The organism is Streptomyces sp. NBC_00045 (genome assembly GCF_045041095.1).
In the GTDB taxonomy this organism is placed as follows: Bacteria; Actinomycetota; Actinomycetes; order Streptomycetales; family Streptomycetaceae; genus Streptomyces.
Map to the genome: position 1 here is coordinate 6,957,883 of NZ_CP108271.1, position 12,744 is coordinate 6,970,626.

9 protein-coding genes and 1 tRNA gene are annotated in these 12,744 nt (G+C 72.2%); 7 read left to right on the top strand and 3 right to left on the bottom strand.

Annotated elements, in window-relative coordinates; genetic code table 11:
• Positions 1-45: 45 nt before the first annotated feature.
• The gene (locus OHA65_RS32235) at positions 46-1,728 is read right to left on the bottom strand and encodes a ricin-type beta-trefoil lectin domain protein (protein WP_327279662.1); all 1,683 of its coding nucleotides are present in this window, start codon (positions 1,726-1,728) and stop codon (positions 46-48) included.
• Positions 1,729-1,929: 201 nt separating this feature from the next.
• On the opposite strand from OHA65_RS32235, the gene OHA65_RS32240 reads away from it, so the two are divergent.
• From OHA65_RS32240 to OHA65_RS32250, 3 genes are all read left to right on the top strand, one after another.
• Entirely contained in the window at positions 1,930-2,574 is a 645-nt protein-coding gene (locus tag OHA65_RS32240) for a TetR family transcriptional regulator (protein ID WP_327279663.1), read from the top strand.
• A gap of 11 nt (positions 2,575-2,585) precedes the next feature.
• On the top strand, positions 2,586-3,521 hold the full coding sequence (locus OHA65_RS32245; RefSeq protein ID WP_371645450.1) for a serine/threonine dehydratase: 936 nt from the start codon (positions 2,586-2,588) through the stop codon (positions 3,519-3,521).
• A gap of 117 nt (positions 3,522-3,638) precedes the next feature.
• Positions 3,639-4,004, top strand: coding sequence for a hypothetical protein (locus OHA65_RS32250; protein ID WP_328764390.1), 366 nt, complete (start codon positions 3,639-3,641; stop codon positions 4,002-4,004).
• Here the strand turns inward: OHA65_RS32250 and OHA65_RS32255 are convergent.
• Complete coding sequence (locus OHA65_RS32255; protein WP_405762975.1) at positions 3,958-5,991, bottom strand: hypothetical protein; 2,034 nt, start codon at positions 5,989-5,991, stop codon at positions 3,958-3,960. The genes OHA65_RS32250 and OHA65_RS32255 overlap by 47 nt on opposite strands.
• Positions 5,991-6,066: transfer RNA gene (locus tag OHA65_RS32260), tRNA-Cys, on the bottom strand. Before OHA65_RS32260 ends, OHA65_RS32255 begins: the two co-directional genes overlap by 1 nt.
• A gap of 364 nt (positions 6,067-6,430) precedes the next feature.
• On the opposite strand from OHA65_RS32260, the gene OHA65_RS32265 reads away from it, so the two are divergent.
• From OHA65_RS32265 to OHA65_RS32280, 4 genes are all read left to right on the top strand, one after another.
• Positions 6,431-7,765, top strand: a complete 1,335-nt coding sequence (locus tag OHA65_RS32265; protein ID WP_327279666.1) for a sugar ABC transporter substrate-binding protein — start codon at positions 6,431-6,433, stop codon at positions 7,763-7,765.
• Complete coding sequence (locus OHA65_RS32270) at positions 7,762-8,832, top strand: carbohydrate ABC transporter permease (protein ID WP_405762979.1); 1,071 nt, start codon at positions 7,762-7,764, stop codon at positions 8,830-8,832. Before OHA65_RS32265 ends, OHA65_RS32270 begins: the two co-directional genes overlap by 4 nt.
• Entirely contained in the window at positions 8,829-9,647 is an 819-nt protein-coding gene (locus tag OHA65_RS32275) for a carbohydrate ABC transporter permease (RefSeq protein ID WP_327279667.1), read from the top strand. Before OHA65_RS32270 ends, OHA65_RS32275 begins: the two co-directional genes overlap by 4 nt.
• A gap of 65 nt (positions 9,648-9,712) precedes the next feature.
• Entirely contained in the window at positions 9,713-12,742 is a 3,030-nt protein-coding gene (locus tag OHA65_RS32280) for a glycoside hydrolase family 38 C-terminal domain-containing protein (RefSeq protein ID WP_329315227.1), read from the top strand.
• Positions 12,743-12,744 lie beyond the last annotated feature (2 nt).

Here is a 12,744-nt window from a genome sequence, read left to right on the forward strand (position 1 = left end):
GCTCCCGCGCGCGGGGCGGTCCGTGGGACGGCGCCGGTGGGGACGTCACACCGGCAGCGACCAGGCCTGGTCGCTGCGGTGGTCGCCGCACTCGGTCAGCTTCAGCCGTTCGGCCGGGGCGTCCGGGGTCGCGGCCGCGGCGGGAGCCGTCAGGCACATCCCGCTCACGTCCTCGACCAGGGCGCCGTCCCGGCGGTGCGTCCAGCGCTGGCCCGGCTCCCCGGGCGCGCAGTCGGCCAATTCCACGGCGCCGTTCTCGCCCGCCGACAGGCATTCACCGGTCAGCCGCACGCTGGAGTCCGGCCCGAGGACCCAGCGCTGGTCGGCCGCCGCGGTGCACGGCGCGAGGACCACCGCGCCGACGCCGGTGGTGTTGACCCCGTCGGCGCACTGCGCGCCGTTGCCGGTGATCTGCCCGGTGGGCACCGCGGCGCCGCAGCCCTCGCGCGGCGAGAGCCGCCACACCGCCGTGTCGTGCGCGGCCAGCTTGCCCGACAGGGAGGTCGAGACTTCGGTGCTCTTGCCGCTCCACAGGTCCTCGGCGTCGACCGTGCACGTGGACAGGCCGATGTCGGCGAGCGGTACGGAGATGTCCCGGGTGCTGCCGGACCGGTTGAGCACGGCGACGGCGCGGTCACCGTCGGCCAGCGGCCGGGCCAGCACCTCGAAGGTGGCGTTCGCGGAGAGCACCGCGCCCTGGCGGCCCATCGGGTCCTGGTCCAGTGCGATCAGGTCGGTGTTGCCCAGGGCGGCCAGCCCGGCCGGGGTGAGCCGGGAGACGTCGGACGACAGGATGAACGGCGCCGCCATCATCGCCCACAGCCCCACCTGGCTGCGGCTCTCGGCCTCGGTGAGCCCGGGCGCGCCCGCGATCAGGAAGTCGGGGTCGTTCCAGTTGCCGGGGCCCGCGTACCGGCCGAGCCAGCGGTTGTAGCCGTAGTTGCCGAGCACCGAGCTCCACCGCGAGGTCGCGGGTGCGGCCGCGTTGTAGACCTTGATGTCCTTGCCCTCGCGCCACAGCTGGCCGGTCTCGCCGACCCAGCCGAGGACCTTGTGCCAGTCGGAGCCTCCCCACTCGCCCTGCTGGAAGTAGGCGGGCGCCGAAGCCGACAGCACCATGTCACGCCCGCTCGTGCGCAGGGCCTCGGCGACGGCGCCGTACGCGTCGCGGTACGCCTGTTCCTTCGTCGTCCCGGGCGGCACCCACAGGTTGCAGCCGTCCATCTTGACGTAGTCGACCTTCCACGACGCGAACTGCCGGGCGTCCTGGGCGTAGTGGTCCGGGCCGCCGCCGTCGGGGGAGCCGCTGCCGGGGTAGCGCTCGCAGGTGAGGGAGCCGGCGTCCTCGTAGATGCCGAACTTCAGGCCCTTCGCGTGCAGGTGTTCGCCGAGCCAGGCCATCCCGTGCGGGAACTTCTGCGTGTCGACGACCAGGTTGCCGTCCGCGTCGCGGCTCTTGGTCATCCAACAGTCGTCGACGGTCACGGTGTCGTAGCCCTTGGCCGCGAGGCCGCTGGAGACCAGCGCGTCGGCGTTCGCGACCACTTTGGCCTCGTCGATGTCGCACATGTAGTGCGCCCAGTTGTTCCAGCCCATCGGCGGGGTGAGCGCGAGCGGGGTGTCCGAGGTGGCGTGGGGCTCGGCGGCCGCGGGGGCGGGGGCGAGACAGAAGGCGAGCAGGGCGGCCGCGGTCAGGCAGGGGAGCGACGCGCGCAGGCGAGGCGGCACTAAGACTCCTTGACGTGGGGGGCGGGCGTACCGGCGGGGCTGGCTGTAGTGCGCTCAGTGCAGCGGTGCGACTACCCACTGTCAACATAAGTCGATGGTTATGGCTCAATGACCAGCAATATGGCCGTAGTCGACGTCACACGATCGGGGAGGCGGCCGTGTGATACGGCGTATGTTCCGCTGACTGATACGATGTATCTCATGCCGAGGAGATCAGCAGCCCTGGACCGCGCGACGCCCGACGCGATCGCCGTCGCCGCCCTGCGCCTGATCGACGAGGAAGGGCCGGACGCACTGAGCTTCCGCACCCTCGCCGACCGGCTCGGGATCTCCCACGCCACCGTCCAGCGCCGCTGCACCGACCTCGCCGGACTGCTCGACCTCTGCACCGAGCACCTCGCCGGCCAACTGCCCGCGATCCCGGCCGGGACGGCCTGGGCCGAGGCCACCGAACAGCGGTTCACCGCGCTCTACCGGCTGCTCACCGCACACCCCGGGCTGCTGGTGCTCCGCGGCGGCCGCCCCTGGCTCGGCCGCCGGCTGCTCGCCCGGCTGGTCGAGCCCGCGCTCGCCGACAGCACGGCCGCCGGGATGACCCCCGCCGAGGCCATGACCGCGTACCGCCGCATGTACCTGCTCACCCTCGGCAGCGCCGCCTTCGTGGACCACCGGGATCCGGCCGGGGCCACCGCCGCCTCGCGGGCCGCCCTGGCAGCGCTGGATCCGGAGCGGTTCCCCGTGCTCTCGGGCGGACTGGCCGAGGTACTGCCCGCCCTGACCGACCACGAGGTGTACTACGGCGCCCTGCGCCAGCTGATCGAGGCCAACCGGCCTACCGCCGCCTGAAGGGACCCGCCATGGAACAGCAGCTCGACTACGCCGCGGTACGCGCCGCCGCCGACCGGCTGGCCGGGTCGGTCCGTCCGGTCGCCGTCGCGCCCGCCGCCGACGGCGTCTGGTACGCGCTGGAATACCTCCAGCACACCGGCTCCTTCAAGGCCCGCGGCGCCCACAACTTCCTCGCCGCCCACCACGCCGCCGGCGCCCTCCCCGAGGCGGGGGTCACCATCGCCTCCGGCGGCAACGCGGGCCTCGCCTGCGCCTGGGCGGCCCGCGCACACTCCGTCCCCGCCACCGTGTTCCTGCCCGTCACCGCGCCCCGCGTGAAGGTGGAGCGGCTGCGCGGGTACGGGGCCGACGTACGGCTCGTCGGCGACCGGTACTCCGAAGCGCTGGCCGCGTGCGGGGAGTTCACGGCGGCGAGCGGCGCGCTGAGCAGCCACGCCTACGACCACCCGCTCATCGCGGCGGGCGCCGGCACGCTGCTGGACGAGATCCGGGCCGCACTGCCCGGCCTGGACACCGTGGTCGTCGCGGTCGGCGGCGGCGGACTGTTCGCCGGTGTCGCCGCCGCGGCCCGCGAGCACGGCGTACGGGTCATCGCCGCCGAACCGGAGAACTGCCGGGCACTGAACGCGGCCCTGGAGGCGGGCCGGCCCGTCGACGTCACCGTGGACTCGGTCGCCGCCGACTCGCTGGGCGCCACCCGCGTCTCGGCGGCCGCGCTGGCTGCTGCACAGCAGGACGACGTACGGTCCGTCCTGGTCCCGGACGCGGCGATCACCGGGGCCCGGCGCGCGTTGTGGGAGGAGCACCGGATCGCGGTGGAAGCGGGCGCGGCCACGGCCCTGGCGGCCCTGCGCACCGCACCGGAGCCGCCGGGGGAGCGGGTGGCCGTCGTCCTGTGCGGCGCGAACACCGACCCCGGCGACCTGACGGCCCCCTCGAACTGACGGCTCTGCCCACGACGATCGTCGCGGGCGCCGAAGACTTTGGAGGACGGCGCGCGGCTCCCGACCCTTGCGAAGGTCTGAGTGTCAACGAGATCTGCAAGGTACGGAGGAACGGACGTGGCACAGCGCAAGGGCTGTCTGATCGGCTGTGGAGTGATGCTGGTGCTCGGCCTCGCGGCCGCCGCGGCACTGGTCTTCGGCGTCGGGAAGGTCGTCGACGCCGCCGGTAAGACCATGCTCGAACCCGGCGTCTACCAATCGGTCGCCGTCGGCGACCCGGAGGACGCGGTCCGCGCCAAGATGCCGTCCGGCGAGAGCTTCATCAAGGACGCCCTGAAGTCGGGCGGCCCGGCCGAACCGGCAGGCAGCGTCTGCTCCTGGTACATATCTGCCGCGGACGCCGAGGGCGGCGCGGAGACCGTGTTCCGCTTCTGCTTCAAGGACGGCAAGCTCGCGGAGAAGGTCGAGTACCGGATGAAGTAGCGGCCAGGCGCAGCCGGGCGAGCGCGGGCGCGAGCCGTGCGGCGGCCTGCGGGAGCCGGGCCAGCTCCGCGTCGATCCAGACGAGCACCGCCGCTTGCTCGTCCGCACCGCACAGCGAGAGGTGGAACACCAGCTGCCGCCAGGCGCAGGCGGTCCGCTTGGGGGTGGCCGACCGGCGGCGGGCCGCGGTGAACGCCCCGCGGGCCAGGCCGTCCCAGCCGGAGGACGGCTCGATGCCCACCTCGCGGACCAGCGTGGCCATGTTGAACGTGGTGAGGACGCGGGCCTGTTCCTGGACGGCCGCGTCATGGGCGAGGGGGGTGTCCCGTCGGCCGCCCTGGCCGGTGCGCCGGTGCTGCGGCAGGCCGGCGCGCCCGGCGCACAGGTCCATGAGCGCGACCGCGTCCTGCGCCGCCGCCCGTTCCCGGAGCGCCGCGTAGTCGATGCCGTAGTAGCGCTCGTACGGCGTGCCCCGGAGCAAGTCGGCGGCGTTGTGCACGGCCGGGTACAGATCCGGGTTCACGGCCCCCGAGAACGAGTTCGCGAGCGGCATCGAGAGGAAGCGGACCGGCAGTTGCGCCAGCTGGGCCAGCGAAGAGAGAGTGCCCACCAGCCGGTCGGGGATCCCCGCGCCGGGGAACGCCTCCACGGCCAGTTCACCGACCGCCCGCAGTGTCAGCCGCGCCTGCGCCACCGGATCGGGGCCGTGGGCCGCGACCGCCCGGACCCAGGGCGCGGTACCCGTCCGGGCGTGCCGGGCGGGCGTCCACCAGTGGTTCACCGTCGAACGGGCCGCCCCGGACCGGTGCGTTGCCGCCAAGAGCGTGCGCAGCGGCTCGTCGGCGTATCCGCGGGCGGTGTGCGTGGTGGCGAGCTGTGGGACGAGCTCGGCCAGCACCTCCGCGGAGGGCACCGCCGCTTGCGCCAGCAGGGCGGTCACGTCAGTGGGGCGGATTCCGGCGAGCAGCGCGCGGACCGCCGGGGGCAGCGCAGTCCCGGCGGGCAGGCTCGTCCGTGCGGCCTCCTCGGCGGTCACGGGGCCCTCCAGTCGGCCCGCCCCGGGCGCCGCACGGTCCGCGTCCGGCGCGCAGAGCCGGTGCCGGGCCAGCGCCGCCAGCTCGTGGTGCGCGGGCCGGGCGGCTTGCGCGGCCTGGACCTCGCGCAGCCTCGTGTGCTCGGGGGACCCGGGCCGTCCCCGCTTGGCGACCATCGAGGTGACGGCGTGGCGCAGCAGACCGGCCAGCCGGGGGTCCGCAGGACGTCCCGCGACCGCTTCGGCCAGTGCGCGCCGCAGGATGGCGGGGTTGGACTTGGGGTCGAGGTGCCCGGTGCACCGGGTGTGTCGGGCGGCCAGGTCCGCGTAGCGCTCCAGCAGGGCGGCGCCGTCGGCACGCCATTGCGCGCCGTGCCCTTCGGAGTCGGCGCGCAGCCGGTGGGCCAGCAGCTCGTCCTCGAAGGGCCGCCAGACGGAGAGCGCTTCGCGCTGTGCCTCGACGGCGGGGTTCGGCTTGCGCAGGCCGAGGGCGATCGAGGCCTCGGCGGCGCTCCGGCGGCGCACGGCGTCGGCCGGCGGGGCGGGGACGTCCGCAGGGCGCGGGGTGAGGGGAAGCCGGTCGGCGAACGGGCGCAGCTGCGCCACCAGTTCCTCCGCGGCGTCGTCGTCGCCGGCCCGTACCAGCCAGGCGACCGTGAGCAGGGCGGCCTCCTCGGGCAGGGTGACCTCGTACCGTCCGCTGTCCAGCAGTGACCAGAGGGTGCGAAGGCCGTCCTCGCCGAGGAAGTGCGCGAAGAGGTCCAGGCGCGTGGCGGGTACGCCGGCCCGCCGGGCGGCTTCCAGCTCGTACGGGCGCAGCGGCCCGCCGTCGGCGGGGCGGGCGCGGTCCGTGTCGGACAGCGCGCGCAACCAGTGGCGCATCCGGGCCCCGGCCCGGACGGCCGCGGGGAGCGGGGAACCGGCGGGGGGCTGCTGGTCGGTCTTCTCGTTCATGGCCGGCGTGGCAGGTCCTGCCCCTGCGCCCTCCGACTGTGCAGGTCGGTGCTCTGGCTGCTGAGCTACACGCCGTTCTCGGGAACCTAGTCGTTCGAGCGCCCGGCGCGCAACGGACTTTGACGGTGCACCCCAGGTAAACCGCATTAGTGCACGGGCTCGTTCGACCGCCCGTAAGAAGTCAAAATCCGACCCGGGAGCGGGTTCGTTATGGAATCGATATCACCTCCGACAGGTTTAGAACTAAAGCGCATTAGTCCAGGTCGTTGCGGTATTGACTCCGAGACTTTCCTCTGCCTGCCGGGCCGGTGCGGTGATTCGGTACCCATGGATACCCGCCCATCGGGACTTCGGCCGCATTGACGACGTCGCGATGTGGGGTCAGCGTGGGCTGCGCGCTCCGGCAGCGAGGCCGGAACTCCCCCTGAAGGTGGCGACGATGACCCGTTCGAACGCGACCCGTGCTGCCATCGCCACGCTCGTGGTCGGCACGTTCCTCCCGCTCGCCGCCTGTGGAGTGAGCGGTGGCGCCACGGAGGTGCCGCAGGCCCGCAAGAGCGGCAAGGTGTCCGGCGAGATCACCTTCCGCACCCTCCAGCTCAAGCCCAAGTTCACCGCGTACGTCCAGGGCGTCATCGACGCCTTCGAGAAGAAGTACCCCGAGGCCAAGGTCAGATGGGAGGACGTGCCCGGCGACGGCTACAACGAGAAGCTCGTCGCCGACGCGCAGGCCGGCGCCCTCCCCGACGTGGTCAACCTGTCCACCGACTCCTTCCAACTCCTCGGCGACCGCGGCCTGCTCGCCGACGTCGCCGAGCTCGATCCGGAGGTCGCCGAGGAGTACGTCCCCGGCTCCTGGGAGCAGTTCAAGCTCCCCGGCAAGGGCAACGGCGTGTACGCCTACCCGTGGTACGTGACCCCGGAGATCCTCACGTACAACAAGGAGCTGTTCGAGAAGTCCGGGCTGGACCCGGCGAAGCCGCCGACCAGCGTCGAGCAGTTCTTCGACTACGCCGACAAGATCGCCGCCGCGTCGGGCGGCCGGTATTCCGCCTTCATGGCCGATCCCAAGGGCCGGCTCCCCGGGGACTGGCAAAAGATGGGCGTACCGATCTTGAACGGGAAGCAGGACCGGTTCGTCTTCGACACCCCGAAGGCCGTCGAGTGGGTCGAGCGGATGAAGGCCCTGTACGCCAAGGGCGCCATGCCCAAGGAGTCCCTCCTCAAGGCCGATGACATCAACCAGCTCTACGGCGGCGGGAAACTCGTCTTCGGCCCCGGCTCCCCGGGCTTCGTCAAGGACATCAAGCAGAACGCGCCGCAGATCTACGCGGGCACCCAGGTCGCGGGGGCGGTCACCGGCACGCTCGGCCACATCGGCATCTACGCCCAGTCGCTCGGCATCAAGAAGGGCACGGAACACCTCGACGCAGCATCCGAGTTCGCCAAGTGGGTCACCAACGGGCCCAACCAGGTGGAGTTCTCCAAGAACGCGACCATCTACCCGTCCAACGCCCGGGGCCTGGCCGATCCGCGTTTCGCGGACCGGGGCGACGGCAAGGACGCCGAGACGGTGGCCCGTGCGGTCGGCGCCGAGCAGCTGAAGAGCGCCGCACTCGACGCCAACACCCCCGTCCAGTGGACCAACCAGGTCGGCGACGCGGTCGTCCGCGAGATGCAGAAGGCGATCCAGGGCGAGCAGGACCCGAAGGCGGCCGTACGCAAGGCCCAGGAGGAGGCGAACCAGCTGCTCGCCAAGTCGGCGCGGCAATGACGCGCGCCGCGTACGCCGCAGCCGCGCAACCGGGAGACCCCGGCGGGAGCCCGGCCGACCCCGCTGCCTCAGTCGACCCCGCCGACTCCACCGCGGACCCCGTCGGGCGCACCGATCCCGCCGCCCCCGGCGACCGGGCGGCCCGCCGGCGGCGCCGCAAGGCCCTGGCGGCCATGGAGGCCGAGACCGGGCTGGTCCACCGCACGTGGTGGACTCCCTACCTCTTCCTCGCACCCGGCCTGGTGATGGTGGCGCTGTTCAGCCTCTGGCCGTTCGTCAACACCGTCATCCTGTCCCTCACCGACGCGCAGATCCTGCGCGGCGGCACCTTCGTCGGCTTCGACAACTACACCCGGGCCTTCGCCGACCCCGACTTCTGGGTCGCCACCGGCAACAGCGTCCTCTACCTCGTGGTCGTCGTGCCGTGCCTGGTCTTCCTGCCGCTCGCACTCGCCGTGCTCGTGCAGGCGAAGATCCCCGGCATCGGGTTCTTCCGCTCCGCCTTCTACACGCCCGTGATCGCCTCGGCCGTGGTCGTCGGCCTGATGTGGCAGTGGGTGCTGCGCAGCGACGGGCTCGTCAACACCGTGTTCCTGAAGCTGAGCATCGTCTCGGAGCCGGTTCCGTTCCTGACGGACAGCACCATGCTGCTGGTCTCCGCCATGATCGTGACCGTGTGGAAGGGACTCGGCTACTACATGGTGTTCTACCTGGCCGCGCTCGGGAACGTGCCCGCCTCCCTCCACGAGGCGGCCGCCCTCGACGGCGCCGGCCCGGTCCGCCGTTTCCTCAGCATCACCGTCCCGCAGGTGAAGCCGATGATGCTGCTGGTCGGCACGCTCTCCGCGATCTCCGCACTGCGCGTCTTCACGGAGATCTACATCCTCGGCGGCGAGAGCGGCGGCCCCGGCGGCGGCGCCCGCACCCTGCCCTTCCTGATCCGGCAGGTCGGCCTCGGTTTCTCCGGCGAGACCGGCTACGCCTCGGCCATCTCGATCCTGCTGTTCCTGCTGACACTGGCCTTCAGCCTGCTGGGCCGCCGCCTGTCCCGGGGGGACGAGGGGTGAGCCGCCGGATCGGGCTCGCCGCCCGGTACGCCACTCTGGTCGTGATGCTCGTCGTGATGCTCGGGCCGATCGTCTGGCAGTTCCTGACCTCGATCCGCGGTCGCACCGAGAACGTGTACGACGGCGTGCTGCCCGCGCGGCCCACCCTCGACAACTACGTCCTGGTCGCCGACTCGTTCCCGCTCCTGCAGTACGTCGGCAACACCCTGGTCGTGGCCGTCCTCGCGATCACCTCGAACGTGCTCTTCGCCGCGATGGGCGGCTACGCACTCTCCCGCGCCGCGTGGAAGGGCCGCAAGACCGTCTTCACGGTGCTGGTGGCCACCCTCATGTTCCCCTTCGAGTCCGTGATGATCTCGATGTTCCTGACGGTCCGCGAGATGGGCCTGGTCGACACCCTCATCGGCGTGTGGCTGCCCGGCGCGGTCTCCGTCCTCAACATCATGGTCATGCGTTCGGCCTTCCTCGCCGTGCCCAAGGAGGTGGAGGAGTCCGCAGTCCTGGACGGCGCCAACGAGTGGACCCGCTTCACCCGGCTCTTCCTCCCCGCCGCCAAGGGAGCCCTGGCCGTCGTCTGCATCACCAGCTTCATGGGTGCCTGGGACGACTTCCTGTGGCCCCTGCTGGTGCTCACCGACAGCGACCACTACACCCTCCAGCTCGGTCTGAAGACCCTGGCCGGCGCCTCCACCACCAACGACCAGCGGATCATCGCAGCCGGCGCGATGGCGGCGCTCCTGCCGATGATGCTGCTCTTCTTCGCCCTCCAGCGTTTCTTCTTCAAGGGAGTGGGCGAAGGAGCCGTCAAGACCTGAGCCCCCGCCCGCGCCCCCACCCCCTTCCTGCCGTTCGCGACCTCCCTCCCCTTGGAGCAGCCGTCATGCACGACGACCGCAGCATCACCGAACACCGCCTGCGCCGGGTCCTCAAGGAGCGCATCAAGCCCGCCGTCCACTCCCGCCCGGTCGCCCTGGAGATCGGGCGCTGGGAGGCCCCGGGCGAGCCCGTGCCCGTCACCGAGGGCCTGGCGGCCCCGTACGGGCCCTGCGCGATCGGCGAGGGCTGGGGCCCGGCCTGGGGCACCACCTGGTTCAAGGTGACCGGCACCGTCCCGGCCGAGTGGGCCGGCCGTACGGTCGAAGCCGTCCTTGACCTGGGCTTCGACCGGATGATGCCCGGCTTCCAGTGCGAGGGGCTCGTCCACACCTGCGACGGGGCGGTGGTCAAGGCGCTCAACCCGTACAACGACTGGGTGCGCGTCGCCGACGCGGCGGCCGGCGGCGAGCGGGTCGAGTGGTACGTGGAAGCCGCTTCCAACCCCGTCCTGGTCGACCACCGCGCGACGTACGAGGGCGACCTGCAGACCAGCGGTGACGAGCCCCTGTACCGGTTGGCCCGGATGGACCTCGTCGTCTTCGAGACCGAGGTCTGGGAACTCGTCCAGGACCTGGAGGTCCTCCACGACCTGATGGTGCAGCTCGGCGAGGGCGACGCACGGCGCCACGAGATCCTGCGGGCGCTTGAGACCGCCCTCGACGCGGTGGACCTGGACGACGTCCCCGGGACGGCGGCCACCGCCCGCTCGCGACTCGCCCGGGTGCTCGCCGCCCCCGCCAACGCCTCCGCGCACCGGATCAGCGCGGTCGGCCACGCCCACATCGACTCCGCGTGGCTGTGGCCGCTGCGCGAGACGGTCCGCAAGGTTTCCCGGACCGCGTCCAACGTGGTCAACCTGATGGACGGGCACCCCGAGTTCGTTTTCGCGATGTCGCAGGCGCAGCAACTGGACTGGATCAAGACGCACCGGCCCGAGCTCTTCGAGCGGGTCAAGAAGAAGGTCGCGGACGGGCAGTTCGTGCCGGTCGGCGGCATGTGGGTGGAGTCCGACACCAACATGGTCGGCGGCGAGGCCATGGCCCGACAGTTCCTGTACGGGAAGAAGTTCTTCCTGGACGAGTTCGGCATCGACACCCACAACGTGTGGCTGCCCGACTCGTTCGGGTATACCGCCGCGATGCCGCAGATCGTGAAGCTCTCCGGCTCGAAGTGGTTCCTGACCCAGAAGATCTGCTGGTCGCAGGTGAACGCCTTCCCGCACCACACCTTCTGGTGGGAGGGCATCGACGGCACCCGCGTCTTCACCCACTTCCCGCCCGTCGACACCTACAACAGCGATCTCGGGGGCACGCAGCTGGCACACGCCGCCCGCAACTACCGCGAGAAGGGCCGGGGTTCGCGCTCCCTGGTGCCCTTCGGCTGGGGCGACGGCGGCGGCGGCCCCACCCGCGAGCACCTGGCCCGGGCCCGTCGGCAGCGGGACCTCGAAGGCTCCCCGCGCGTCGAGATCGAACGGCCCGACGCGTTCTTCGAGAAGGCGCTCGCCGAGTACCCGGACGCGCCCGTCTGGGCCGGCGAGCTGTACCTGGAGCTGCACCGCGGCACCTACACCTCGCAGGCCAAGACCAAGCAGGGCAACCGGCACAGCGAATCACTGCTGCGCGAGGCCGAGCTCTGGGCGGCCACCGCCGCGGTCCGGGTGCCGGGGTACGGGTACCCGTACGAGGACCTGGAGCGGATCTGGAAGACAGTGCTGCTCCACCAGTTCCACGACATCCTGCCCGGATCGTCCATCGCCTGGGTGCACCGCGAGGCGCGCGCGACGTACGCGAAGGTGCGCGAGGAGCTGCGCGGGATCGCCCTGGCCGCCCAGCTGGCCCTGGCCGGGGAGGGCACCACCGAGCTGGTCTTCAACTGCGCCCCGCACGCCCGGCGCGGCATCCCGGCGGGCGGCGCGGGCGTGCCGCAGGGGACGGGACAGCCGGTCACCGTGGAGGAGCGGCACGGCGGCGGGTACGTCCTGGCCAACGGGCGGCTGCTGGTGGAGGTCGACGGCCGCGGACTGATCGTGTCCGCGTACGACCTGGAGGCGCGCCGCGAGGCGGTGGCGCCGGGGCAGGCCGCGAACCTGCTCCAGATCCACCCCGACTTCCCGAACATGTGGGACGCGTGGGACATCGACGCCTTCTACCGCAACAGCGTCACCGACCTCGTCGGGGCGGACGCGCCGGCGGTGGTGGAAGCCGGACCGGACGCGGTGACGGTCCGCATCGGCAGGTCCTTCGGCCACTCGTCGGCGATCCAGTCGATCACCCTGCGGGCCGGGGCCAAGACGGTGGACATGGTGACGGAGGTGAACTGGCACGAGACGGAGAAGTTCCTCAAGGCCGCCTTCCCGCTCGACGTGAAGGCCGAACGGTCCGCCTCCGAGACCCAGTTCGGGCACGTGTACAGGGCGACCCACACCAACACCTCGTGGGAGGCGGCCAAGTTCGAGATCTGCGCGCACCGGTGGATCCACGTGGAAGAGCCGGGATGGGGCACCGCGGTCCTCAACGACTCCACGTACGGCCACGACGTGACGCGCGACGTGCGGCCGGACGGCGGACAGACCACCACCGTCCGCCTCTCCCTCCTGCGGGCCCCGCGCTATCCGGACCCGGAGACCGACCAGGGCGCCCACACCCTGCGCTTCTCGCTGGCGCCGGGCGCGCAGATCGCGGACGCGGTGCGCGAGGGCCACGCGCTGAACCTGCCGCAACGGGTGGTCCCCGGCGCGGGCCCGGTCGCCCCGCTGGTCGCGGTGGACGAGGACGCGGTGGTGGTCGAGGCGGTCAAACTGGCCGAGGACCGCAGCGGCGACGTGATCGTCCGCCTCTACGAGTCCCGCGGCGGCCGCGCCACGGCCACCCTCGCACCGGGCTTCCCGATCACGGCGGCGGTCGAGAGCGACCTCCTCGAACGCCCCCTGGACGGCTCGGCGGTGGGCGCGCCGGCCCCGGACGGCACCACCTCGCTCACGCTGCGTCCGTTCCAGATCGTCACGGTCCGCCTGTGCCGCCCCCGTGAGTAGGC

What these genes read in the sequence shown, in the direction of transcription:
- OHA65_RS32240 (WP_327279663.1), top strand. Translation starts at nt 1,930, where the DNA reads ATGCCGAGGAGATCAGCAGCCCTGGACCGCGCGACGCCCGACGCGATC.
- OHA65_RS32245 (WP_371645450.1), top strand. Translation starts at nt 2,586, where the DNA reads ATGGAACAGCAGCTCGACTACGCCGCGGTACGCGCCGCCGCCGACCGG.
- OHA65_RS32255 (WP_405762975.1), bottom strand. Translation starts at nt 5,991, where the DNA reads ATGAACGAGAAGACCGACCAGCAGCCCCCCGCCGGTTCCCCGCTCCCC.
- OHA65_RS32265 (WP_327279666.1), top strand. Translation starts at nt 6,431, where the DNA reads ATGACCCGTTCGAACGCGACCCGTGCTGCCATCGCCACGCTCGTGGTC.
- OHA65_RS32270 (WP_405762979.1), top strand. Translation starts at nt 7,762, where the DNA reads ATGACGCGCGCCGCGTACGCCGCAGCCGCGCAACCGGGAGACCCCGGC.
- OHA65_RS32280 (WP_329315227.1), top strand. Translation starts at nt 9,713, where the DNA reads ATGCACGACGACCGCAGCATCACCGAACACCGCCTGCGCCGGGTCCTC.